This window comes from Lentilactobacillus curieae (assembly GCF_000785105.2).
GTDB lineage: Bacteria > Bacillota > Bacilli > Lactobacillales > Lactobacillaceae > Lentilactobacillus > Lentilactobacillus curieae.
Window position 1 is genome coordinate 1,753,999 of sequence record NZ_CP018906.1, and the last position, 25,047, is coordinate 1,779,045.

Below are 25,047 nucleotides of genomic sequence, written 5' to 3' on the forward strand. Positions count from 1 at the left end.
TCTAATGCCAAAAAAATTATTATTAATCGATGGAAATAGTGTTGCTTTTAAAGCGTTCTATGCGCTTTACACCTCAATGGATAGGTTTGTTAATTCAGAGGGATTACACACTAGTGCTATGTATGGATTTAACTTGATGTTAAATAAGGTGTTAGAAGATGAACAACCTACTGATATGCTAGTGGCGTTTGACGCTGGCAAAACGACGTTTAGAACTAAAATGTTTGATGATTACAAGGGTGGTCGGAGCAAAACACCAACGGAGTTGTCAGAACAGTTTCCGTTCTTAAAAGAAATGTTAGCGGCGAGGGGAATCAAGACTTATGAACTCCCCAATTATGAGGCTGACGATATTATTGGTACGCTGGCAAAAAAAGCCGAGGATGCCGGCGATTATGAAACTGTAATTGTTACTGGAGATCGGGATTTAACCCAACTAACTTCTGCCACAACTACTGTGCAGGTTTCTAAAAAAGGGGTAACTGATTTGGAGTCATATACTCCAGCTTACGTTGAGGAGAAGTTAGGAGTTAAGCCGAGCCAAATTATCGAAATTAAGGGGCTTCGTGGCGATAATTCCGATAATTATCCAGGAGTTGAAAAGGTCGGTGAAAAGACTGCTGTTAAGCTAATCCAGCAATTTGGAAACATTGATAATATTTATGAAAACCTTGATGATGTTTCTGGGAAAAAATTAAAGGAACACTTGATCAACGATAAAGATAAAGCGTTAATGGCAAGAACATTGGCGACAATTAATCGAGATTCACCAATTGAAGTGAGTCTTAAAGATTTGGCTTATACAGGTGACGATCCTGAAAAATTACCGGCATTTTATGAAAAAATGGGCTTTAAGTCGTTTCTTGATAAGTTAGACACAGCTGATGAGGTTGATCAAAGCACCGAAATCGAATATCAAGAACTAACTAATGAAAATATTGCAAATTTGAGTAAATTTAAAGATGAGTTCTCAATCCAAGTTGAACTTAGTGCTGAGAACTATCATACTGCCGAAATTGTCGGCTTTGCCATTGGTAGTGGTGATGACTGGTATGCAAGTAATGACAGTAGCTTACTAAAGAGTAAGGTCCTTAAACAATTGCTTGAATCGGACGACGTTAAAGTTAATGTATTTGACGCAAAACGGACCTATGTCGCTTTGAACCGGTTAGGAATAAAACTAAACGCGGTTGATTTTGATATGCTGTTAGTTTCATACCTATTGGACACAAGCAATAATAGCAACGATGTGGCAACGATTGCCCGTAGTCAGGGATATCGTAATATTCAAACTGATGAGGATGTTTACGGAAAGGGTGCCAAACGGCATATTCCAGTTGACCAACCAGAATTTCTTGACCACCTGGTTCATAAGGCGTGTGCAATTGACCGACTTCATGAACAAATGTTTACTGAGTTAGACAAACACGACCAGACAAAGTTGTACCGGGATATGGAAATTAAGATTGCCTTTGTTCTTTCTAGAATGGAAATTGCTGGAATCAAGGTGCTTCCAAATACGCTTGAGGAAATGGGCAGTAAATTCAAAGAACGACAAAGTGAAATTGAACAACAGATTTTTAACCAAGCTGGGGAAGAATTTAACATTGGTTCTCCAAAACAATTAGGAGTAATCCTGTTTGAAAAGTTGGGACTACCGGTTATTAAGAAAACTAAGACGGGCTATTCGACTGCAGTGGATGTTTTGGAAAAGCTGGCACCAGAAGCTCCAATCGTGCAGAATATATTGGAATATCGCCAAATAAGTAAGTTGCTTTCAACGTACATTGAAGGCTTATTAAAAGTTATTCATCCTGAGGACTCCAAGGTTCATACTAGGTACTTGCAAACGTTGACAGCAACCGGCAGACTTTCATCGGTTGATCCTAATTTACAAAACATTCCAGTGAGAACCGATGAAGGAAAGAGAATTCGCTCGGCGTTTGTTCCTAGTCACAAAGGTTGGCACATCTTCTCCTCTGATTATTCTCAAATTGAGTTACGGGTGTTAGCATCATTATCTGGTGATAAGAACATGCAAGAGGCATTTAAATCTGGTGAGGATATTCATGCTGAAACCGCCCGGAGAATTTTCGGATTGGATTCTAATGCAGACGTAACGCCTAATTTACGTCGCCAAGCCAAGGCCGTTAACTTTGGAATCGTTTATGGGATTTCTGATTATGGTTTGGCTAACAATACTGGAATTTCTAGAAAACAAGCACACGAGTTCATTGAGAGGTATTTTGAAGAGTACCCAGGTGTGAAAAAATATACGGAGGATATCGTTAAGTTTGCCCGGGAAAAGGGTTATGTAGAAACGATTGCTCATCGCCGTAGATACTTACCAGATATCAATTCAAAGAGCTTTAACCTAAGATCATTTGCTGAGAGAACTGCTATGAACACACCTATTCAAGGAAGTGCTGCAGACATCATTAAAATTGCGATGATTAAGATGGATGAAGCCTTGGCCAACATGGATACTCGGATGCTTCTTCAAGTGCATGATGAGTTGATTTTTGAGGTTCCAGACGAGGAGTTAGCCACAGTTCAAGAACTGATCCCTAAGGTTATGGACTCAGCTATCAAACTTGAAGTACCACTTAAAGTTGAAAGCCATTTTGGTGATACTTGGTACGAAGCAAAATAATTAATGTCAGTGAGGTTTTTTTATGCCAGAATTACCTGAAGTTGAAACTGTTCGGCGAGGTCTAAATGAACTTGTTGGTGGCAGTGAAATAAAAACTATTGAAGTCCTGTATCCCAAGATGCTTAACAATCTGACCGCTGATCAGTTTATTGCCACATTAAGTGGCAGGACAATTGAAAAAGTAGATCGTCGGGGAAAATATTTGTTAATTAGGCTATCAGGCGACTTAACTATTGTTTCTCATTTACGGATGGAAGGAAACTATGATGTTGTCCCTGAAGGTACGACACCCCACAAGCATACGCACATCATCTTTCATCTAACTGATGGGCGTGAATTAAGATATAACGACACTCGTAAATTTGGACGAATGGCGGTGGTCAATACTGGAGATGAGTACACCGTTTCTGGATTGAAAACAATTGGTCCTGAGCCAACTGAAAAAACTTTGAAGCTTGAATACATGGAACAGATTTTTGCAAAGAGTAAGAAGGCAGTTAAGCCATTTCTACTTGATCAAAGTAAGATTGCCGGACTAGGTAATATCTATGCTGATGAAGTGTTATGGATGAGTAAAATTCATCCTGAGAGGCCTGCAAACTCATTAACGATTGCTGAATTAAAGGAATTAAGAAGCAACATTATTCTGGAACTGCAAAAGGCAATTGCTGGTCACGGAACAACCGTCCACTCTTACTCCAACGCATATGGTGAAGCCGGCAGTTTTCAGAATCAGTTGAATGTTTACGGACGTGAGGGAGAACCTTGTTTGCGCTGCGGTACCCCAATCGTGAAGATTAAGTTGGCTCAACGGGGAACGCATTTTTGTCCTAATTGTCAGGTACTAACTGAGGAGTGATCGTTTGTCAAAAATTGTTGGTTTAACGGGTGGAATCGCCACAGGAAAAACCCAGGTATCAAACTATTTAAAGACATTTGGAATCCCAATAATTGATGCTGACATTGTTACCAAAATGGTTGAGGCTAAAGGTCATGAGGGATTAGTTGCCATCATTTCTGAATTTGGTGAAGATTTTCTTGATGTAAACGGCGAGTTAGACCGCAAAAAGCTGGCGCAAACCGTCTTTAGCTCAGATAGTGAGTTAAAAAGATTAGTCAGGGTGATCAACCCGTTTATTGGTAGTGAAATTTACCGTCAGATTAATGAGTTGAAAGACCAAAAAATGGTGGTGTTAGACGCTCCAACATTGTTTGAAAATGGTTATAATAGTATAGTTGATGAAACGGTGGTTGTTTATACTGACCCCGTAAAGCAGCTTTCAAGATTGATTAATCGAAACCAGCTATCTATCACTGATGCAATGGCTAGAATCAATAGTCAATGGTCATTAGAAACGAAACGAGATTTAGCTGATGTAATAATTTATAATTCAAAAGAATTCGATTTGACTAAACTCCAAATCGATGACTGGTTAAGAAACGAAGAATTTTAAGGAGTGAACGTTCATGCAGTGTCCTCATTGTGGTCACAATGGATCAAAGGTTGTTGACAGTCGGCCAACGGACGATGGTCGGGTAATTAGAAGACGGCGAGAATGTGAAAGTTGTGGCTTTAGGTTTACGACATTTGAACGAGTAGAAGCTACCCCATTATTGGTCATCAAAAAGAACGGGAACCGTGAAGAATTTAACCGCGAAAAGTTGATGAAGGGAATCGTTAGGTCCGCAGAAAAGCGGCCTGTGTCTATGAATGCAATCACAGACTTGGTTGACAAAGTTGAGAATAAATTGCGTTCAACCGGTGATAGCGAAGTCACAAGTACTGAAATTGGTGAATATGTGATGGAGGATTTGGCCTCACTTGACCAAATTGCCTACATCAGGTTTGCCTCTGTGTATCGCCAATTTAAAGATATGTCTGTTTTTTATAAAGAGTTAAAAGAAATGATGGAAAAAACAAGCGGCAACCCAACCGATTCAAAAAACAGTGGTGATAAATAAATGTTAAGCGAAGAAAAGCTGTCTCCTGACAGTCGGTTTGTGGCATCTAACCAAAATGGTAATCAGGAATTAAATTTAAGCGTTCTTACCAATTTGTATTTACCTTTGATTGGCGCAAACGCTTTTTCGTTATACACATTTTTGTTTGGTGTTGCTAGGTCTGACCAACACACTTACCGGGTTCATTCATTCTACGAGATTCAGTCCTCGCTTAGCCTATCGTTAGAGTCAATTCAAACTGCTCGAAGAAAGTTAGAGGCTGTTGATCTAATGGCAACTTTCAAGACAAATGAGTCGCTTTTTGAATTTTCTGTGCAACTACCACTTTCTTCTGTTGAGTTTCTCAAGACGGACTTACTAACAACTCTACTGTTAGGTACAGTCGGTGAGCGAACTTTTAAGCAATTGGTAGGTCGGGTTGATGCCCCTAGAGAGCAAGCAAAACAAGCTGAAAACATTTCAGCATCGCTATTGGATGTTTTTTCAGTTCCTAAGTCTGTAATTGATCAGCCGTCTGCTGAGGTTGCTTCAGTTAAAAATCAACAAATTACCACAAATAAATTATCTGCAAATCAGCAAGATTTAAAAGAGCACCCATTTGATTTTGACCTATTATTAGAAATGTTACGCACATCATTCGTTGACATTGAAAGTGTGAAGGCGGCATACAATCCAATTATTGCTGAACATCTTTTGTATGACATTGATGAAATCAACATGAGCAAGTTGATTTTAAAGGCAGTTGATTTAAAGACAAACCAAGTTGATACAAAGCGACTTAGCGTGTTGGTAGCAGATAAATATGGGATTGGTAAACGACAAACGAGTAGTCGGGTGGCTCAAGCTAGTAGTTCTCAGGCATCTAAGACTGATTTAAGTGGTTTCGATTCACAAATCCAGCAAATTATTACCATTGCTCAAAAGACAGCCCCGATTGCATTTTTAAACCAAATCAAGAAGCAGAAGGGCGGTTTTGTTTCTAGTAACGAACAACGAGTGATTCGTGATTTAGTTACTAGAGATATATTGCCAGCCGAGGTAATCAATATCTTGTCCTACTACGTTTTGGTGAATCTTGGGAATGCGACTTTGAATAAGGCGCTAGCAGAGACAATTGCCAACGATTGGACACAGCACAAAGTAAATACTGCTCCCGAAGCAATCAAAGCGATTGAGAGTCGTAATGAGGCTAAGGTAAATCAGAAACCTCAAGTAAGAAGAAACAATGGTAGACATACCGTTAAAGAAACTTTACCTGACTGGGCAAAACGAAATAAAGATAACAAACCACAAGCTACGACAAAGACCGCATTAACTCCTGAACAGGAGAAGTTGCTTGATGAAAAACTTAAAAATTTAAAAAAAGAAAAGTAGGTGAGAGAATTGGAAAAAGTGTCTGATACAATGAAACGGATTATGGCTAGTAAACACTTGAACGGTGATTTCGCCACTTTGGTGAACACGGTAAAACAAGACGCCGAAATTCAAAGTTTTGTGAAAGAACACCAAGATGAATTAGCGGATGACGCTGTTGATCGTTCAATTGCAAAATTGTACGAATTTTATAACGTCAAACAAAAGGCTGCCAAGCAAGAAAAAACTTTTGCTCCAGGTTATCTACCTCATTTAGTAGTTAATGATAGGCTAATTGACATCTCGTATAGTGCCTCTCCTGAAGTAATTGCTCGCCAAAAGGAACAGGCACAAAAACGGTTAGTTACTAATATTTTGATGCCTAAAGATATTCAAAATGCGAGTTTGGATGACTATTATCGTGATGGAAATAAGAGTATTGCTTTGGCTGAGGCCGTTGAGTTCGTTAGTGGCATGGAAAGCGAACCAAAGAAGTTTCATAAAGGCCTGTATTTGTATGGACCTTTTGGAATTGGGAAAACTTACTTACTTGGAGCGATTGCTCGCCAACTTGCACTCTCTGGTATTCAAACAACGTTAGTACATTTTCCAAGTTTGGCTGTTGAAATGAAATCTGCAATTTCTGATAACTCGGTTGCTGGTAAGATTGATGCAATCAAGAAGTCACCAGTTTTGATGATCGATGATATCGGTGCAGATTCAATGTCTAGCTGGGTTAGGGATGATATTCTCGGAGTCATTCTGGAATATAGAATGCAGCAGCAATTACCTACATTCTTCTCGTCTAATTTTTCAATGGATCAGCTTGAGGATGAACATTTACGAATAAATCAACGTGGGGATGATGAACCACTTAAGGCAAGGCGACTAATGGAACGAATCCGTTTCTTGGCAAAGCCGATAGAAGTTGAAGGCCCGAATCGACGTTTAAATTAAAAATTAATTTGACAACGATAAGAGTGACCCTTATACTTTAATCGATATAGAAAAGACATGATTATTTCAACTCATCACAGGGAGGGTTCTTCTAGCCTGGAAGAGAACCCGTTAAGATTGAAATGATTACCACTTTTCGACAATGGATTGCGGACAATGCTATCCCGGTTGGTAACCGTTAGCAGCCACTTGAGAGCTTTTATTTAATAAAGTAATATGGGTGGAACCGCGCTAAATGCGTCCCTGGTGTATATTTGTGCACCAGGGATTTTTTTGTGGTTCCAGAAAAAAAGGAGAGAGTACAATGGCAGATTTATCATTTGAATTTCCAGATGGCAGCGTAAAGCAATTTGCTGACGCAGTGGTTGGTGAAGAAATTGCAAAATCAATTTCAATTAGTCTTGCAAAGAAGGCAGTTGCCGCTAAAGTTGATGGCAAGCTTCACTCAGTAAATGAACCTTTACATAAGGGTGGTAAGCTTGAAATTATCACTAAGGACAGTGAAGAAGGATTAACTGTCTTAAGACAAACTGCAGCCCAGATCTTAAAGATGGCAATCAACCAAGATTTCACTAACGTTAAGATTGGTGAAAGTGTTGCTGACGAAGACGGTTTTTACGTTGATACTGACAAGCCTGACACTCAAATCAGTGTTGATGAACTTGAAGGTTTATCAAAGACAATGAAAAAAATTGTTTCAGACAATTTAGAAATCAAGTCAGTTGAGTTATCTGTTGCTGATGCTAAGGCATTAGCAGGTGAAGATCCATATCAAAATTCTTTGATTGATAAGTTAGCTGTCGATGGCCAAGTTCTCTACAACGAAATTGGCGATTTCAAGGGAATTGCCGAAGGTGCCGTTCTTCCTAAGACTGGTGCTGTTAAGATTTTCAAGTTACTTTCAGTAGCTGGTGCTTATTGGGAAGGTAAGTCATCTAACCCAATGCTTCAAAGAATTTATGCAACTGCATTTAACAAACAAGGTGAACTTGATGAAGATTTGAAGAAGCGTCAAGAAGCCCATGATCGTGATCACCGAGTTATCGGTAACCAGCTTGATTTATTCTTTGTTGACCCCAAGGTTGGTGCAGGTCTTCCTTACTGGATGCCAAACGGTGCAACAATTAGAAGAACAATCGAACGTTATATCATTGACCGTGAAGTTGCGAATGGTTATAAGCACGTTTATACCCCAGTTCTGGCTAACTTAGACTTATACAAACAATCAGGTCACTGGGATCACTACCGTGAAGATATGTTCCCACCAATGGACATGGGTGATGGTGAAATGCTTGAATTACGTCCAATGAACTGTCCATCGCATATTCAAGTTTACAAGCATCACATTCGTTCATACCGTGAATTACCACTTAGAATTGCTGAACTTGGTATGATGCACAGATACGAAAAATCAGGTGCGTTGTCAGGACTACAACGAGTTCGTGAAATGACTTTGAATGACGGTCATACATTTGTAACTCTTGACCAAATTCAAGAAGAATTCCAAAAAATTCTTAAGTTGATGGTTTCTGTATACCACGATTTCGATATTAATGACTACACATTCCGTTTGAGTTACCGTGATCCTCAAAACACTGAAAAGTACTTTGATGATGATGAGATGTGGAATCGTGCTCAAAGCATGTTAAAGAACGCCATGGATGAACTTGGATTGGATTATGTAGAAGCTGAAGGTGAAGCCGCATTCTACGGTCCTAAGTTGGATGTTCAAACGAAGACTGCACTTGGTAACGAAGAAACTCTATCAACAATCCAATTAGACTTCATGTTGCCAGAACGTTTTGACCTTCATTACATTGGAGAAGATGGTAAGGAACACCGTCCAGTTATGATTCACCGTGGCCTAGTTTCTACTATGGAAAGATTTACTGCTTACCTAACTGAAATTTACAAAGGTGCATTCCCAACTTGGTTAGCACCACAACAAGTTAAAATTATTCCTGTTAGTGAACAAAAGCATGGTAAGTTTGCTCAGGAAATTGGTGAAAAGCTTCGTGGGTTTAACATTAGAGCTGATGTTGAAGAAAGACCTGAAAAGATGGGTTACTTGATTCGTGATGCCCAAACTCATAAGATTCCATATACCTTGGTCGTTGGTGACGAAGAAATGAACTCTGGTTCAGTTTCAGTACGTAAGTATGGTGAGGATGATTCTAAGTCAGAATCAGTGGATAGTTTTGTTGATGAAATTAGACACGATATTGACACTTACTCTAGAAATGAAGATTAATTAGTGCCCTTGACACTAATTTGATTCAATGGTATTCTATTAAAGTTCGAAAGAAAGCAAAGCAGAAGCAACCCGCTTCTCGCCTTAGTAAAATTGTTTACTGGGCATGATATCGAGTCAGGACTGATCACTTGTGAACAGTCTTGTAATTGAGCGGGCGCACTGTGTGCCCGCTTTTTTCTGCTTTTAATCAATTTTGGAGGTGAATTACCATAGCAAAAGATATGATGGTTAATGACGGAATTCGCGCTCGTGAGGTTCGACTTATCGGGGCCAATGGTGATCAACTTGGTGTTAAGTCTAAGGATGAAGCTTTAAAGCTTGCCGAAGACGCTGAGTTGGACTTAGTTTTGGTTGCTCCTAAAGCTAAGCCACCAGTAGCAAAGATTCTGGATTATGGGAAATATCGTTTCGAGCTTCAAAAGAAGGAACGCGAATCTCGTAAGAAACAAAAAGTCATCAGTGTTAAAGAAGTTCGCCTAAGTCCTACAATTGATGTTAACGACTTCAACACTAAGCTTAAGAACGCTAAGAAGTTCTTGGCTAAGGGTGAAAAGGTTCGAGTTTCAATTAGGTTTAAGGGTCGGGCAATTACTCACAAGGATATTGGTCGTGAGGTGCTTGATCGTATGGCGAAGGAAACTGCCGACGTTGCAAACGTTGAGCAAAAAGCCAAAATGGATGGTCGGAGCATGTTCTTAGTGCTTGCGCCAAAAGATTCGGATAAAAAATAGTTAAAATTTTTGAGGAGGAACCATAATGCCTAAACAAAAAACAAACCGCGCTGCCGCAAAGCGTTTCAAAAAGACCGCTAACGGTGGTTTCAAGAGTGCAGCTGCTTACACTAGTCACCGTTTCCACGGTAAGACAAAGAAGCAACGTCGCCAACTTCGTGGCACTCACATGATGGACAGCACTAATGTGAAGACATACAAGAAGTTATTAGCACACTAATCAATTAAAATTAATCGCCAATAATTAGGAGGAATTCGATATGCCACGAGTAAAAGGTGGAACAGTCACACATGCACGTCGTAAGCGTGTTTTAAAATTAGCTAAAGGTTACCGCGGTGTAAAGCATCTTCTTTTCAAGACTGCTAAAGACCAAGTAATGAAGTCACAAACCTACGCATTCCGCGACCGTCGCGCTAACAAGGGTAACTTCCGTAAAATCTGGATTGCCCGTATTAACGCTGCTTCAAGAATCAATGGTTTGAGCTACAGTCAATTTATGCACGGTTTGAAACTTGCTAACATTGATATGAACAGAAAGATGCTTGCTGATCTTGCAGTTAACGATGCAGATGCATTCAAAGCACTTACAGATGAAGCCAAGAAGGCTCTCAAGTAATTTTTGACTTAAACAAGACTTTCACTGGTTAACGGTGGAAGTCTTTTTAAATAATTTAGTAAAAGGGAGTCCCCCTCATGATTTCTAAATTCAAACCAACTTGGATGTTTGGGGATATTTATAGTATTTCTCCAGAATTTCTAACCGCCAACCACATAAAATATGTACTTACTGATCTTGATAACACGCTAATTCCTTGGAACCAAAAGGATGGCGACACAAGATTGTCGTTGTGGCTGAAAGAACTTAACAAGTTTGGAATTAAAGTGATTGTTGTGTCTAATAATAGCCATGACAGAATCGAAAAAGCGGTTGCTGATTATGATGTGGAATTTATTTCAAGAGCATTAAAACCCTTAACAGTAGGGATTAATCGCGCTATGAAACGTTATTCTATTAACCCACGAAATGTGGTCATGGTGGGCGATCAGTTGCTTACTGATATTTTTTCTGCTAATAATAGTGGAATTAAAAGCGCCCTGGTTAAGCCATTGGTCAGTAATGATGGCTGGACTACTTGGTTTAACCGTTTTGTTGAAAAATATGTATTTAAACTACTAAAGAAAAAGTATTCTGATATACACTGGCAATAGGAGGAAGTATATGGCTGAAAATGAAATTATAGTTGCTGGAGAAGTGGTTCACTGTATAGGTTGTGGTGCCGCAATTCAAACAGTGGATAAAGCTAAACCTGGGTATACCCCGGAGTCGGCACTTAACAAAGGTCTAGAATCTGGTGAGGTATATTGTCAACGTTGCTTTAGGCTCCGTCATTATAACGAAATTGTCCCAGTTGGATTAACTGACGATGACTTTTTAAAGTTGTTGTCTAGTATTTCAGCCACTGACTCATTGATTGTCTATGTAGTAGATGTTTTTGACGTTAACGGCAGTTTAATTCCAGGATTACACCGATTAGTTGGAGATAACCCGGTACTACTTGTAGGAAATAAAGTGGACATTTTGCCAGCTTCATTTAAGCATAAAAAGGTTGCTGACTGGTTGCGTCAGCGCGCTAATGCCGCTGGTTTGAGACCGATTGGTGTTCAATTGGTTTCAGGAAAGACAAACGCTGATGTTGATAGTTTGCTAAAACAAATTGAAAAATATCGCGATGGCAAGGATGTTTACGTTGTTGGGGTTACTAACGTTGGTAAATCAACACTGATCAACCAAATTATTAGTCAATCCACTGGTGTTAAGGATTTGATCACGACCTCTAGGTTCCCAGGAACGACATTAGATAAGATTGAAATTCCTTTGGAAGACGGCCAGACATTGGTCGATACACCCGGAATCATCCAACCAGAACAGATGGCGCACTTATTATCAGGGTCGGAACTTAAACTAGTTACGCCACAAAAGATGATTAAGCCGAAGGGATACCAATTAAACCCAGAACAAACACTATTTCTGGGTGGCTTAGGTCGTTTTGATTACGTGTCTGGCGATAAAAAGCATGGATTTACAGTTTATGCGGAGAATAGTCTATATCTTCACAGGACAAAACTGGAAAATGCTGATGAGTTTTACGCTGGTCACGTAGGTGGCTTACTAACACCGCCGGAGTCCGACAATGCTGATAAATTTGGCAAGTTAGTTCCGCATGAATTTAAGACTACTGAAAAAAGTGACATTGTAATTGAAGGTTTAGGTTGGATTACTGTTCCTGCTGGTGTAGTTGTTCGTGGATGGGCACCAAAGCAAGTTGCTGTGTTGATTAGACCAGCAATGATTTAGAGGAGTAAATAATGGAATTAAAAGGTAAACAAAGAAGATTATTAAAATCAAAAGCTAACAGGATGAAGCCAATTTTTTCGGTTGGGAAAAATGGTCTTTCGGAAGTGTGGCTCGAAGAAGTTACCAATGCAATTGAAAAGCGAGAATTGATGAAGATCAATATCTTACAAAATGCTGACGTATCAACTGATGATGTAAGAAATTATATTGAAAAGAACTCTGATATCATGGCTATTCAAGTAATTGGCCGAAACTTAGTTTTATTTAAACAAGCAGGCGATCCTGATAATCGTAATGTATCAGTGGAAGTAACATCAATCTAGGAGTGTTAAAACATGACAAAGGTTGCTAGTACAGTTCAAACTTATGCAAAAACTCAATTAAGCACCAAAAATGAGCGGAAAAAAATTGGCTTGTTAGGTGGGACATTTAACCCGCTCCATAATGGCCATTTGATTATTGCTGAACAGGTAATTGACCAGTTAGGGCTTGATGAAATCCGGTTTATGCCGGATTATATGCCCCCACATGTCGATAAAAAATTAGCTATTGATGCAAGAGATCGGGTATCAATGATTAATGGGTCGATAAGGGACAATCCCCACTTTGCAATTGAGATGGAGGAGATTGCCCGAGGTGGAACAAGCTATTCGTATGATACGATGGTCGCACTTAAGCGCCGTAATCCCAATTATGAATATTACTTTATTATTGGTGGTGACATGGTGGAGTATCTGCCAAAGTGGTACAAAATTGATGAGTTAGCTAAGCTAGTTACGTTTGTTGGAGTCAAACGAGATGGGTACAAAACCACCTCAAAATACCCAATTATTTGGGTTGACGTTCCGTTTATTGATATTTCATCAACATTGATCCGTTCTAAGGTTAGAGCAAGGCATTCCATTAAGTACTTGGTTCCTTCATTTGTTGAAAAATACATTAAGGAGAATGGTTTATATGCAAACTAAAGACATTGTTTATCAGGGAAAATATACGCAACTTACTCGTCTCGAACTTGTCGATCGCTTGAAGTCAGCCCTGACTGAATCGCGATTTCAACACGTTTTGCGAGTTGAGCAGAGTGCCGTAGACTTAGCGGAGCAAAATAATATTGATCCTGAACGGGCTAGTATCGCTGGTTTAGTTCACGATTATGCAAAGCAACGCCCAGATGAAGACTTTATTGAAGCCATTAAGTTAAACCAACTAGACCCAAACTTGCTAAATTACGGCAACGCAATTTGGCATGGGGTTGTTGGTTGGCTATTTGTTAAGGATGAATTGGGAATTAACGATATTGAAATTTTGAATGCTGTTAATTATCATACAGTTGGTCACGAGACAATGACCAAGTTAGAGCAAATTGTTTATATGGCGGATTACATTGAACCAAACCGAAACTTTCCTGGAGTAGACGAAGCCCGTAAGCTAACGCACCAAGATTTAGCATTAGGGGTGGCATACCAGACGAAGCAGACCTTAGAGTATTTAGTAAAGAACAATCGACCAGTATTTCCACAGACAGTGATTACCTATAATAGTTGGGTTCCTGGAAGTGGTTTGGAATAATAGGAGGATTTATGAATAGTAAAGAAATTGCACAAATCGCGGTTAGAGCTGCTGACAGCAAACGGGCCGAAGATATTGTGGTGTTGGATATGGAAAATGTTAGTTTAATGGCAGATTACTTTGTGATTGCCGATGCTAACTCAAACAGACAAGTTAAGGCGATTGCCGATGAGATTACCTCACAAGCATCTGCTGCTGATGTGGAAATTTACCAAGTTTCCGGTAAGGAAAGTGCTAAGTGGATTCTGATTGATTTAGGAGACGTGATTGTTCATGTTTTCCAAAAGGACGAAAGAGAATTCTACAATTTAGAAAAATTGTGGTCAGAAGCACCACTAGTTGACACTCGGGACTGGATTGAGGCATGATTTACGAAAAATTCGCTAAATTTTATGACGAATTGTTTGATGATGACTTATACACGGACTGGGGCAATTACTTTGCCGAACGGGTTGATAAGTCAGCTAGCGTGATGGATTTAGCGTGTGGTACGGGTAAGCTTGCAATTGAACTTATTCGCCAAGGATATAACGTTGTTGGTTCTGATATCTCGGAAGACATGCTGAAGTTAGCAAGTGAGCACGCCCAGACAGCAAATGTTAACTTACCATTGGTTCAGATGGATATGCTGGCCATGGATGGCTTGCCAAATTTTGATGCAATATCGTGTTTCGATGATTCACTTTGCTATTTGACTGAAGATGGTCAGCTTGAACAGGCTTTTTCTGAAGTTAATGCTCATTTAACGGCTGGAGGAGTGTTCTTATTTGATGTAATCACTCCGTATCAGACTGATAAGGTTTATCCTGGTTACATGTTTAATGATCGAACTGACGACTCGGCATTTATGTGGTCATCATATTCAACTGATGACTCTGAGCATGCAATTGAGCATGACTTGGTATTCTTCTTATACAATGAAGATAAGGAAGCGTATGAGGCATATAACGAAGTTCACGATGAACGTTCATTTTCTCTTGCAGAATATCAACAAAAATTGAATGATGCAGGTTTTACTGCCGTGAAGGTTACAACTAATTTTGGTAAGGAACCATACCAAGAAAACGTTAAACGATGGTTCTTTGAATGTAAGAAGGGATAGTAAGGTGGACACTGCGGTTGGGATTGTTGCTGAATACAATCCGTTTCATAATGGACATCAATATTTAGCTGCTCAAGCTAGAAAAATGGCTCATGCAGACACAGTTATTGCCATTATGAGTGGTAACTGGGTCCAAAGAGGCGAACCTGCTATGTTTGATAAGTGGCATAGGGCTGAAGCTGCAATCGCCGCTGGCGTTGACTTAGTGGTGGAATTGCCATTTTTCGGCGCTGTTCAGCCATCCCATATTTTTTCGAAAAACGCCGTTAAAATTGCCCAAGCAGTCGGTTGTGACGCGCTATCGTTCGGTGCAGAACATCCCGACATGGATTATGATGTGTTGATTGCAAACCAACCGGTTAGGGCAGATGCCTTTAAGCGATTTGATCGACCTTATGCGACAATATTTCAGGAGTACCTTCGTAAAAAAACCGGGATAGTTTTGAAAGAACCCAATGACATTCTAGGATTTGGTTATGCAAATGCTAACCATGAGTTAGGGAACCCATTAAAGTTATATCCAGTTAATCGAAAGGGTGCTAATCACAATGATAAGTGCCTTGAAGGGTCGCTTAACATTGGTAGTGCTTCCGCAATTCGTAACGAAATTCAAAGGAATAATCTTGCGGCAATTAAAGATTTTGTCCCGAAGACAACCCTGGAGATGGTAGGCAAGTCGTTTCAGTATGACTGGAATCAATTTTGGCCATTCTTGAGGTACGAACTGATTGAAAGCTCAATTGATCGGCTTCATGAAATCTATCAGATGACTGAGGGCATTGAATATCGGCTTAAAGACTCAGCAAAAAAGGCGCAAAGTTTTTCGGAGTTTTTAAACCTAGTCAAAACTAAACGGTATACTTACGCTAGAATTCAGCGTTTGTGCGTTTATGTTCTTGTTCAGTGTTTTGAAGAGGATATGCTTGAAGAACCTAGCTACATTCGACCACTTGCGTTTAATCAGCAAGGAAGAAAGCATCTAAACCAAATAAAACATGATGTCGATTGGCCAATTATCACTAAAGTAACGGACGAACAAATCAAGAATCAGCTGTTACTTGACTATCAGTCGTCTATGTTGCTGCAAACAATAAGTAATGAAAATCAAGACATTTATCGATACCCCATCATAAAAAATTAAAAACGTTTGCCTATCAAGGAAATAGCCTTGACAAGGTATTTTGATGCCGGTATAATAAGTCGTGTTGCATTGGAGGAATAACATGAAAATGTATTTTAGGGAACTTCAGAAGTACCCCGAAAGTGCACCTTTCAAGTTTGAGGAAACTCTTGATATAAAGCAAGAGCTTCTAGACAGATATGCTGATCAAGTAATTGATGCGGACAAGTTTACCATAACTGGAACAGCTTTTGCTGACCAGGGCGACGTGATTATTGATTATTACGTGACTGGTAAACTAATAGTGCCATCATCTAGATCATTAGTACCTGTTGATCTGCCTATGGATTTTGACGTTGAAGAGTTTTATGTGCCATCAAAGGCTGCAGAAGCCAGGTACCCCAAAGATTCGATTGTGTTTGTTCTTGATGAAGAAGCAGAAGTCGATTTGACGGGCTCAGTTATTGATAACGTCATACTTAACATTCCGATGCAAGTTCTATCGGAATCAGAAATCAAAACTCAGGATATGCCGAGTGGCGATGGCTGGGAAGTTATGACAGCCGATGATTTTGATAAGAACAAGGCAGAATTAGAAACTGTTGATCCACGTCTAGCTAAACTAAAGGATTTGTTCGACGAGAATGATCAAGGTAGTTAGACACTAATAATTCACTAGTGGATATTTTTTAGTAGAGGAGGGATTTTTAATGGCTACACCAGCACGTAGAACCTCTAAGACAAAGAAGCGCATGCGTCGTGGTCACATCAAGTTACAAACACCAAATCTTAGCTTTGATCCTAAGACTGGCGAGTACAGATTGCCACACCGTGTATCACCATCAGGCTACTACAATGGCCGTAAGGTTCTTGATAACAAGTAATACTTACTTGGCTAAACTCTTAAGAACGCCATGGATTCTTAACGAGTTTGTGAAGGGGCTCTAAGCTTAACGCTTAGAGCTTTTTTAGTGCGATAATTCTGGAATAAAAAAGTCCTAGTCAAAGTGACTAGGACTTGAAACAATTTAAAATTGAATTTATTTGGTGAAGTCAATAACCATCCGACCAACGATTTGGTTGTTCTTCATTTCATCAATGATGTCGTTAACTTCTTCAAGCTTTCTTGTTTGGACAATTGGTTTAACTTTACCTTCTGCACCAAATTGGAAAGTTTCGGCAAGATCTTGACGAGTTCCAACAAGAGAACCAGCAACTTGAATTCCATCAAGAACTGTTTTATCGATGTTAAGTGCCATGTCACCTTTTGGTAGGGCAACAGCAACTAACTTACCATCTGGACGGAGTGAGTTAACTGATGTAGTAAATGCGTCGGTGTTAACAGCAGTAATTTGTGCGTTGTGAACTCCACCAACTTTGTTTTGGATTTGTTCAGCAACATCTGGATCATGACGGTTAATTGTGATTTCAGCACCATTTTCTTTGGCAGCGTTAAGTTTCTTATCATTACCATCAACGGCAACTACATGAGCACCAAAGACGTTGTGTGCAAATTGAACAGCTAAATTACCAAGACCACCGGCCCCAACAACTTCGACCCATTGCCCTGGGCGAGTTTGGCCAACCTTTAGTGCTTTGTACATAGTTACACCGGCACAGGTTAATGAAGTTGCTTCAACAGGGTCAAGTTCTTCTGGAACCTTAACCGCATAGTTTGCATCAACAATAACTTCTTCAGCCATCGCACCATCAACACTGAAACCGGCGTTCTTTACATTACGGCAAAGTGTTTCTCTACCAGTGTTACAGTACTCACAGTGACCGCAACCCTTAAAGAACCATGCGATTGATACCCGATCACCAATCTTTAGGTTAGTAACGTCGTCGGCAACTTGAATTACTCGACCAACACCTTCGTGACCAATAATTCTGCCAGGTACTGCACCAAAATCACCAGCAGCAACGTGAAGATCTGTGTGACAAAGACCACAATATTCAACCTTAACTAGTGCTTCACCATTAGTAATGGGGCGTAATGTAACATCCTTGATATCAACATATCCGTCAACTGAATCGCGTACAACTGCAGCTTTCATATAAAAACCATCCCTCTGAAATTTTTTTTCTAAACAACTTCATTATAGAGGATTTTGGTTGTTTATCAAGTGAAAAAATGCACAAATTCAAGGATAATATTGAAAATTATTTCCACCATAATTATGAGAAAAGTACTCGTAATTTACCTAAGTGTGTTAAAATTAGATTATTATTAAAAAGAATTTAAAAAAGATTTATAAAGTAGGAGAAATCAAACAATGAGTCGAGTTTTAATTATTGAAGATGAAAAAAATCTTTCCCGATTTGTAGAATTGGAATTACAACATGAGGGCTACGAAACCCAAGTTGAGTTAGATGGTCGTAAGGGTTTAGATGCTGCGTTAAATGAAAACTTTGACGTAATTTTACTAGACTTAATGCTTCCTGAACTTAATGGTATGGAAGTTGCCCGTCGCCTAAGAGAAAAGAAAAACACCCCAATCATTATGATGACTGCTCGTGATTCAGTTATCGACCGAGTATCTGGTTTTGATCACGGTGCGGACGACTACATCGTTAAGCCATTTGCAATTGAAGAATTGCTTGCCAGAATTCGGGCATTACTAAGAAGAATTCAAATTGAAAATGACCAACAAAAGGGCAACAAGAAGACCGTTACTTTCAAGGATTTAACTATTGAAAAAGAAAGTCGGATCGTTCGTCGTGGCGACGAGGTAATCAACCTTACGAAGCGTGAGTATGAATTGTTGCTGGCATTGATGGAAAATGTCGATGTTGTTTTAGCACGTGATGTCCTATTAACCAAGGTTTGGGGATATGATTCAGAAGTTGAGACTAACGTTGTCGATGTTTACATTAGATACTTAAGAAACAAAATTGATCGTCCCGGAGAAAACAGCTATATCCAAACTGTTCGGGGCACTGGGTACGTGATGCGTTCATGATCACTGAAGGTAAAAAGAAAAAAAGGACCTCACTTAGACTAAAGTGGTCCTTTTTCACATCTATAGGTGTATTTATTATTGTCCTGATTTTTTCTGTGTTGATTTATAACCGGTTTACGAATGTTTTGATTCAGCAAGAGCGTGGCTATATAAATAATACATTGATGACGGTCTCAAATCGGTTGTCAAGTTTTGATTCCCCATTTGACAAGCCAGGAGTTAATTCTATGCTTCGTCCGGATATTACCTCAAAGGGAGAGAACGATGCACTGGTTGATAAAAAAACCAACCAAAACATCTATTCTGATTCTTTGATTGTGAACTTATCGCGCGACAGCATGGTGGTTAATGTGTACAGCACAGATAATAAGTTGCTATTTGAATCTCGAAAGTCAAACTTTGATTTCAAAAAAAGTGACAAGAAAAAGGTCTCATTAATTCGTGAACACGGTCAACAGGTCATGGTTGGGCGGATGCCTGTTTTGTCTAAGCAAAACGGCTCATTAGTTGGTTACGTTCAAGTTACTGATACGCTGAATAATTATCACACTACTGTCAGAAAACTGATTGCTATTATGGTTATTTTGGTAATCCTGGCCGTAATTATTTCAGTTGTAGTAGCTTACTTTTTGGCATCTGAATTACTTAAGCCGATGAAGGAAATCCAACGCACTATTTCTGAGATTAAAGAGAATCCCGATTCTGATGAACGAGTTCCTGACCTGCATACAAACGATGAAATAGCTGATCTTGGAAACTTATTCAACGGGATGCTTGATCAGACTCAGCGGTACATGAACCAGCAAAGTCAGTTTGTGGAAGATGTTTCTCACGAGTTGCGGACACCGGTTGCCGTTATTCAAGGACACATGGAAATGTTATTGCGATGGGGTAAAGATGATCCTCAAGTCTTAGACGAGTCCTTGAAGGCATCTTTACAAGAAACCAAACGGATGCAATCTTTGGTTGCTGAAATGCTGGATCTTTCAAGAGCTGAGCAAATTGAAATCAATTATAGTGATGAAGTGACTAAAGTTAATGAAGTCTTTGATCAAGTTAACAATGACTTCAAGATGATTCATCCGGAGTTTACGTTTATTGTTGATGATGACACCGATGGGGATATATACGTCCAAATTTATCGAAATCATTTAGAGCAGGTATTAGTCATTCTGATTGATAATGCTATTAAGTACTCTAAAGATCGCAAGGAAATCCACACTTCAATTTCAACGACACCTTCGACCGTAAACATTGCGGTTCAAGATTTTGGTGAAGGAATTTCTAGTGAAGATATTTCAAAAGTATTTAACCGCTTCTACAGAGTTGATAAGGCGCGCTCGAGGGATAAAGGTGGAAATGGATTGGGATTATCAATCGCCCACAGGTTAATTGAAGCCTATCATGGTGATATATCAATTGAGAGTTCACTAGGGTATGGATCAATTTTCCAAATCAAGCTGCCAATTCTGAAAAATAAGCAGGATGATGATACAGAAGAAAATTCTGCAGATCTAGATAAATAAACGGGACTAGGGGTTTAATGCACCCTGATAAATTTATCTCGATTGCCATCAAATAAAAAAGAGCTACGATGTTAAAAACAGCGTAGCTCTTTTTGTTAATATCACATCTTTGCCAAACACAAACTACTTTCGATTTCTTTGTTGTTTGCCGGCGTTTCGTTTGCGATTATTATTGTTGTTTGTTTGATTGTTGTTACTTTGATTATTGTGGTTTAACTGGGTAGGTTGTTGTGGTTCTTGCTTAGGAATTAAATCGTCCACATTAACTTTCTTGATGTCTTTCATTTCTTCTGCAATATCTTTTCTAATCTTAGGCCGATATAAATTGATAATTAAGGTTTGCAAACAAGCAAACAGTCCACCGATGAAGAAGTAAAGTCCCAATCCGGCCGGTGCACTCAGCGTAAAGAACAGGATCATGACAGGGCTCATCAACATCATTGCGCCCATTTGTTTTTTCTGCTCTTTAGGAACCCCAAGAATTGAAAGGTAACTTTGAAGCAGGTAAGACAAGAATGAAAGTAACGCTAATACCCAACTTGCTTGTCCTAACTTAATGCCCATAAATATTTCGTGAGAAAGTTCTGGTGAATACCTAATTGCAGCATATAGACCAGCAAAAATTGGCATTTGAATAATTAATGGTAAACAACCAATTCCACCTGTCATTGAAATGTTGTTCTCTTTGTAGACGGCCATCATTGCTTGGCTAACAGCGGCTTGCTCCTCTGGAGTTTTAGCTGCTTTTTGGCGCTTTTGAATTTCGTTTAGTTGTGGTCTAACCAGTTGCATCTTTTCCTGTTGAATTGTTGAGCTTTTCATCTGTTTGACCATCATTGGAAGTAAGAACATTCTAACGACAACAGTCAGTACGATGATTGCCCAGCCATATGAACCGGTAAAGTTAGCAATCCATTCCATGATTGCCTGTCCTGGCTTTGCCAAATAATCGTATACGAACCCGTAAGGTTTGCCAGACTTTGTAGTTTGGACACATCCACTTAGCACAATTGCTAGCATGGAGATTAATCCAAACACAGTGAGTGATTTTGCTTTTTTCATTAATTGAGACCCTTTCTGATCTTTAATAACATAACAGGTTAAATATTACTAGATTTATTTAAGGTTTTCAATTTAATATTTAACATCAAACCCTTTATTAACGTTTGAGGTTGTATAATGGATTTTGGTAGAGGTGACTTTTCCGTATGGCGTAGGCGATGCCTTAACGCTATTAATAAACTGATTTAACTGGTTGTCGTTAGCTGATGCAACTATGTGCACTGAGCCGTCTGGAAGATTTTCAACGTAACCGTCAACTTCCAGACTATCAGCCAGCCTGATTGTTGCATATCTGAATCCAACACCTTGGACTCGGCCTATCACAATGATATCCACTGTTTTTTTCATTATTATTGACCTCAAATCATTTTGTATTGAAAGGAAATTTACATGGAAATATTAACTTCAAATCAGAATCAACGTGTTAAAGATTGGAAGAAACTTCAAAGTAAAAAACAAAGAACAAAGACTTCTTCTTATATTATAGAGGGTTGGCACTTAATTGACGAAGCTCAAAAAAGTGGCAAAGAATTCGAAGAAATAATGGTTGTTGACCCTGATGACTTAGATGATTTAAATATTAGTTCAAGTACTAGTATCTTTCAAATAACCGAAGAAATTGCTGATCATATTTCATCTACGAAGACTCCTCAAGGGATATTTGCTGTTTTACCCACTGAATCATATCATGAAGAAGTTCCGGATGATGTCAAGGGGCGCTGGATATTGTTGGATAATGTTCAAGATCCAGGGAATCTGGGAACGATTGTCAGAACAGCAGATGCTGCAGGACTAAAGGGTGTTGTTTTAGGTGGTAGTAGTGTCGATATTTACAATCCGAAATTAATTCGTTCTATGCAGGGTAGTCATTTTCACATTGCACTATACTCAGGTGACCTTGATGAATGGATGAACAAATTTAAGCAAAATGAAATTCCCGTATTTGGTACTGAATTAAACGAAAATGCAAAATCTTATAAAGATGTAGGTCATCCTAGTGACTTTGCATTAGTAATGGGGAATGAAGGAAACGGTATGAGTGAGAGCTTACTCTCTAAAACTACGCAAAACCTTTATATTCCTATGAATGGTAACGCCGAATCGCTTAACGTTGCGGTTGCTGCAGGAATTGTTATGTTTCAACTTGTAAATAGTTAGTCAATTTAATTGATTATTTTTCAAAATCCTAGTATTATCTCCTTAGACATTAAGAAAAGGGGTATTGCATGCAAAGAGATGAATGGAAGAACGACGAATTATACGTTTCAATCGTCGAAGATTTGCTATCAACTGACTTAGTTCAAAGCATGGCTAATTACACACAACATCACAATTCGACTCGACTTGAACATTCGTTAGCTGTTTCGTTTGACAGTTACCAAATTGCAAGGCGTGCTAATCTTGACTACCGTTCTGTAGCCAGAGCGGGATTGTTGCATGACCTGTTCTTTTACGACTGGCGAACAACAAAGTTCGACCTTGGTTCGCATGCATACATTCACCCTCGAGTTGCGTTGCGTAATGCTGAAAAGATTACAGATCTCAACGATATGGAAAAGGACATTATCCTTAAACATATGTGGGGGGTTACTTTAGCTCGTCCTAAGTATAGGGAAAGTGTTATTGTTTCACTCGTTGACGACTATGAGGCTGTCCATGAATTTATGCAACCTTTTAAAAAACGGATTATTGCAAGGCTTAAAGCTTAGTTGCTAGTGTTAAGGAGGAAAATAAATGAGAACGAATTTATCTATAAAAGACCCAGTTAACTATTATCTTTGTCCACGCTTTGAAAAAACATTTTCATTCTTAGGCAAAAAGTGGAATGGACTAATCATTGACGTTCTTCTGCAAGAAGGATCTTTACGTTTCCGTGAAATTGCTCGCCAGATTCCTAAGTGCTCCGATCGGGTTCTAGTAGAACGCTTGCGTGAACTAGAAGAAGACGGTGTATTAATTAGAAATGATTACGAAGATTCATCATTGATTGAATATTCACTGACTAAACAAGGTGAAGAACTTGCTCCAATTATGAAGCAACTTCATGATTGGTCAGAAAAATGGTATCCAGTTAACAAATGTTAGCTTGACCATTTTTTTATTTTAGTCTATTATTTTTAGAGTAAATGCGATATAGAAGAAGCAGTAAGTTATACCGATTATTCAGAGACTTCTGGGTTGGTGCGAACAGAGGAAATTGGTTAGCTGAATTCATCTTCTTAGCTGAAATTGGGAGTTCTAATAACGAAAAATTTTCCGGTTATCGCCGTTATCGATTTGAAGTGTTCGTCTAGTCTTTACTGGACGTGAACTAGGGTGGTACCGCGAGAAACCTCGTCCCTTTTTGGGATGAGGTTTTTTTGTGCCTAAAATATTGGAGGGATTCTATGTCTTTAAGAGAAGACTTAACTAACATTAGAACGGAAAATCTTAAGGTAATTGAGACAACTGGTGACCTTAAGAAGTTGAACGATATTCGGGTAAACTTGCTCGGAAAAAAGGGACCAATTACCACTGCCTTGAGATCAATCAAGGATTTACCGGTTGAAGAACGACCAGAAGTTGGTAGTTATGCAAATGAAATAAGGGATGACTTGACGCAAGCTATCGCTAACCAAAAGGAAAAGCTGGAAACAGCAGAGATGAATGAACGGTTAGCCAAGGAATCAATTGATGTTACCTTGCCAGGAACTGAATTACCCCAAGGCCAACCACATGTTATCCAACAAATTATTGATCAAATCGTAGACTTATTCTTAGGAATGGGCTACGAGGTATTGACTGGCCCCGAAGTTGAAGAAGAAAAATATAACTTTGAAATGATGAACCTTCCTAAGGACCACCCTGCACGTGATATGCAGGATACCTTTTATTTAACTAGCGATATATTAATGAGAACTCAAACATCACCAATGCAAGCAAGAACTTTGGAAAAGCATGATTTTAGCCAAGGACCTTTAAAGATGATCTCACCAGGAATCGTTTATCGACGTGATACTGATGATCCAACCCACTCTCATCAATTTCATCAGGTTGAAGGGTTGGTAATCGATGAACACATTACCATGGCTGACTTAAAGGGTACCCTTATCACTATGACTCATGAAATATTTGGTGATAAGTTTGATATTCGACTTCGCCCAAGCTACTTCCCATTCACAGAGCCTTCAGTTGAAGTTGATGTGACATGCTTTAACTGTATGGGTAAGGGTTGTGATGTCTGCAAGCACACTGGTTGGATTGAAGTGTTAGGTGCTGGAATGGTTCATCCTAATGTTTTGAAGATGGCAGGCGTAGATCCAGACGTTTATGGAGGATTCGCTTTTGGTCTTGGACCAGATAGATTTGCAATGCTTCAATATGGGGTAACTGATATTCGTGACTTCTATTTGAACGATGTTCGGTTCCTAAATCAATTCGACAAGAGGAGTAATTAAA

General features: G+C 39.2%; 29 protein-coding genes and 2 other annotated features. Of the genes, 26 read left to right on the top strand and 3 right to left on the bottom strand.

The features are described 5' to 3' along the window. Window positions 1-4 precede the first annotated feature (4 nt). The 20 genes from polA to rpmF all read left to right on the top strand — a co-directional run bounded on the left by polA (window position 5) and on the right by rpmF (window position 16,942). Window positions 5-2,653, top strand: a complete 2,649-nt coding sequence (gene polA, locus PL11_RS08480) for a DNA polymerase I (protein ID WP_035167354.1) — start codon at window positions 5-7, stop codon at window positions 2,651-2,653. 22 nt (window positions 2,654-2,675) lie between these two features. Further along, window positions 2,676-3,512 carry a DNA-formamidopyrimidine glycosylase gene (gene mutM, locus PL11_RS08485; RefSeq protein ID WP_035167353.1) on the top strand — a complete coding sequence of 279 codons (837 nt, stop codon included), beginning with the start codon at window positions 2,676-2,678 and terminating at the stop codon, window positions 3,510-3,512. Between the two features lie 4 nt (window positions 3,513-3,516). Further along, complete coding sequence (gene coaE / locus PL11_RS08490) at window positions 3,517-4,107, top strand: dephospho-CoA kinase (RefSeq protein WP_035167352.1); 591 nt, start codon at window positions 3,517-3,519, stop codon at window positions 4,105-4,107. Between the two features lie 13 nt (window positions 4,108-4,120). Beyond that, window positions 4,121-4,615 (top strand): transcriptional regulator NrdR, encoded by a 495-nt coding sequence (nrdR, locus tag PL11_RS08495; protein WP_035167350.1) that lies wholly within the window; start codon window positions 4,121-4,123, stop codon window positions 4,613-4,615. Further along, window positions 4,616-5,989 (top strand): DnaD domain protein, encoded by a 1,374-nt coding sequence (locus PL11_RS08500; RefSeq protein ID WP_035167348.1) that lies wholly within the window; start codon window positions 4,616-4,618, stop codon window positions 5,987-5,989. Window positions 5,990-5,998: 9 nt separating this feature from the next. Then, on the top strand, window positions 5,999-6,925 hold the full coding sequence (dnaI, locus tag PL11_RS08505) for a primosomal protein DnaI (protein ID WP_035167346.1): 927 nt from the start codon (window positions 5,999-6,001) through the stop codon (window positions 6,923-6,925). A 304-nt stretch (window positions 6,926-7,229) separates the two neighbouring features. Beyond that, window positions 7,230-9,176 carry a threonine--tRNA ligase gene (thrS, locus tag PL11_RS08510; protein WP_035167345.1) on the top strand — a complete coding sequence of 649 codons (1,947 nt, stop codon included), beginning with the start codon at window positions 7,230-7,232 and terminating at the stop codon, window positions 9,174-9,176. A 53-nt stretch (window positions 9,177-9,229) separates the two neighbouring features. Further along, window positions 9,230-9,364: a sequence feature (ribosomal protein L20 leader region), on the top strand. Between the two features lie 18 nt (window positions 9,365-9,382). Beyond that, window positions 9,383-9,910: a translation initiation factor IF-3 gene (gene infC, locus PL11_RS08515; RefSeq protein WP_191982106.1), complete on the top strand. Its 528-nt coding sequence runs from the start codon at window positions 9,383-9,385 to the stop codon at window positions 9,908-9,910. Between the two features lie 25 nt (window positions 9,911-9,935). Further along, entirely contained in the window at window positions 9,936-10,130 is a 195-nt protein-coding gene (rpmI, locus tag PL11_RS08520) for a 50S ribosomal protein L35 (protein ID WP_035167341.1), read from the top strand. 40 nt (window positions 10,131-10,170) lie between these two features. After that, window positions 10,171-10,527, top strand: a complete 357-nt coding sequence (rplT, locus tag PL11_RS08525; protein ID WP_035167338.1) for a 50S ribosomal protein L20 — start codon at window positions 10,171-10,173, stop codon at window positions 10,525-10,527. A 77-nt stretch (window positions 10,528-10,604) separates the two neighbouring features. Further along, a complete protein-coding gene (locus tag PL11_RS08530) occupies window positions 10,605-11,120 on the top strand; it encodes a YqeG family HAD IIIA-type phosphatase (protein ID WP_035167336.1) in 516 nt (171 codons plus the stop codon). 10 nt (window positions 11,121-11,130) lie between these two features. Beyond that, entirely contained in the window at window positions 11,131-12,267 is a 1,137-nt protein-coding gene (gene yqeH, locus PL11_RS08535) for a ribosome biogenesis GTPase YqeH (protein ID WP_035167333.1), read from the top strand. A gap of 11 nt (window positions 12,268-12,278) precedes the next feature. Next, on the top strand, window positions 12,279-12,590 hold the full coding sequence (locus PL11_RS08540) for a YhbY family RNA-binding protein (RefSeq protein ID WP_035167331.1): 312 nt from the start codon (window positions 12,279-12,281) through the stop codon (window positions 12,588-12,590). A gap of 12 nt (window positions 12,591-12,602) precedes the next feature. Next, the gene (locus PL11_RS08545) at window positions 12,603-13,235 is read left to right on the top strand and encodes a nicotinate-nucleotide adenylyltransferase (protein WP_035167329.1); all 633 of its coding nucleotides are present in this window, start codon (window positions 12,603-12,605) and stop codon (window positions 13,233-13,235) included. Next, window positions 13,225-13,836, top strand: a complete 612-nt coding sequence (yqeK, locus tag PL11_RS08550; protein WP_035167326.1) for a bis(5'-nucleosyl)-tetraphosphatase (symmetrical) YqeK — start codon at window positions 13,225-13,227, stop codon at window positions 13,834-13,836. The genes PL11_RS08545 and yqeK overlap by 11 nt, the downstream gene beginning before the upstream one ends. Before the next feature lie 11 nt (window positions 13,837-13,847). Beyond that, window positions 13,848-14,204, top strand: coding sequence for a ribosome silencing factor (gene rsfS, locus PL11_RS08555; protein ID WP_035167324.1), 357 nt, complete (start codon window positions 13,848-13,850; stop codon window positions 14,202-14,204). Continuing rightward, window positions 14,201-14,938 (top strand): class I SAM-dependent DNA methyltransferase, encoded by a 738-nt coding sequence (locus PL11_RS08560; protein ID WP_035167322.1) that lies wholly within the window; start codon window positions 14,201-14,203, stop codon window positions 14,936-14,938. The genes rsfS and PL11_RS08560 overlap by 4 nt, the downstream gene beginning before the upstream one ends. A gap of 4 nt (window positions 14,939-14,942) precedes the next feature. Beyond that, complete coding sequence (locus tag PL11_RS08565) at window positions 14,943-16,079, top strand: nucleotidyltransferase (protein WP_035167320.1); 1,137 nt, start codon at window positions 14,943-14,945, stop codon at window positions 16,077-16,079. Window positions 16,080-16,161: 82 nt separating this feature from the next. After that, window positions 16,162-16,719, top strand: coding sequence for a DUF177 domain-containing protein (locus tag PL11_RS08570; RefSeq protein ID WP_035167318.1), 558 nt, complete (start codon window positions 16,162-16,164; stop codon window positions 16,717-16,719). A 49-nt stretch (window positions 16,720-16,768) separates the two neighbouring features. Beyond that, entirely contained in the window at window positions 16,769-16,942 is a 174-nt protein-coding gene (gene rpmF / locus PL11_RS08575) for a 50S ribosomal protein L32 (RefSeq protein WP_035167315.1), read from the top strand. A gap of 156 nt (window positions 16,943-17,098) precedes the next feature. Here the strand turns inward: rpmF and adhP are convergent, their stop codons facing one another. Beyond that, entirely contained in the window at window positions 17,099-18,115 is a 1,017-nt protein-coding gene (gene adhP / locus PL11_RS08580) for an alcohol dehydrogenase AdhP (protein ID WP_035167314.1), read from the bottom strand. A 219-nt stretch (window positions 18,116-18,334) separates the two neighbouring features. Here adhP and PL11_RS08585 point away from each other — a divergent pair, with 219 nt between their 5' ends. Together PL11_RS08585 and PL11_RS08590 are read left to right on the top strand one after the other, a co-directional pair. After that, window positions 18,335-19,021, top strand: a complete 687-nt coding sequence (locus tag PL11_RS08585) for a response regulator transcription factor (protein WP_035167312.1) — start codon at window positions 18,335-18,337, stop codon at window positions 19,019-19,021. Further along, on the top strand, window positions 19,018-20,547 hold the full coding sequence (locus PL11_RS08590; protein ID WP_035167310.1) for a sensor histidine kinase: 1,530 nt from the start codon (window positions 19,018-19,020) through the stop codon (window positions 20,545-20,547). Before PL11_RS08585 ends, PL11_RS08590 begins: the two co-directional genes overlap by 4 nt. A gap of 123 nt (window positions 20,548-20,670) precedes the next feature. Here the strand turns inward: PL11_RS08590 and yidC are convergent, their stop codons facing one another. Together yidC and PL11_RS08600 are read right to left on the bottom strand one after the other, a co-directional pair. Beyond that, the gene (gene yidC / locus PL11_RS08595) at window positions 20,671-21,609 is read right to left on the bottom strand and encodes a membrane protein insertase YidC (RefSeq protein WP_035167308.1); all 939 of its coding nucleotides are present in this window, start codon (window positions 21,607-21,609) and stop codon (window positions 20,671-20,673) included. Between the two features lie 72 nt (window positions 21,610-21,681). Then, on the bottom strand, window positions 21,682-21,957 hold the full coding sequence (locus tag PL11_RS08600; protein WP_035167306.1) for an acylphosphatase: 276 nt from the start codon (window positions 21,955-21,957) through the stop codon (window positions 21,682-21,684). 42 nt (window positions 21,958-21,999) lie between these two features. Between PL11_RS08600 and PL11_RS08605 the strand changes: the two genes are divergently transcribed. The 4 genes from PL11_RS08605 to pheS all read left to right on the top strand — a co-directional run bounded on the left by PL11_RS08605 (window position 22,000) and on the right by pheS (window position 25,046). Beyond that, complete coding sequence (locus PL11_RS08605; RefSeq protein WP_035167305.1) at window positions 22,000-22,767, top strand: TrmH family RNA methyltransferase; 768 nt, start codon at window positions 22,000-22,002, stop codon at window positions 22,765-22,767. Window positions 22,768-22,835: 68 nt separating this feature from the next. Then, on the top strand, window positions 22,836-23,318 hold the full coding sequence (locus PL11_RS08610; protein WP_035167303.1) for an HD domain-containing protein: 483 nt from the start codon (window positions 22,836-22,838) through the stop codon (window positions 23,316-23,318). 25 nt (window positions 23,319-23,343) lie between these two features. Further along, window positions 23,344-23,694, top strand: a complete 351-nt coding sequence (locus tag PL11_RS08615; RefSeq protein ID WP_035167301.1) for a winged helix-turn-helix transcriptional regulator — start codon at window positions 23,344-23,346, stop codon at window positions 23,692-23,694. 37 nt (window positions 23,695-23,731) lie between these two features. Continuing rightward, window positions 23,732-23,954, top strand: a binding site (T-box leader). A 42-nt stretch (window positions 23,955-23,996) separates the two neighbouring features. Continuing rightward, entirely contained in the window at window positions 23,997-25,046 is a 1,050-nt protein-coding gene (gene pheS / locus PL11_RS08620; RefSeq protein WP_035167298.1) for a phenylalanine--tRNA ligase subunit alpha, read from the top strand. Window position 25,047 lies beyond the last annotated feature (1 nt).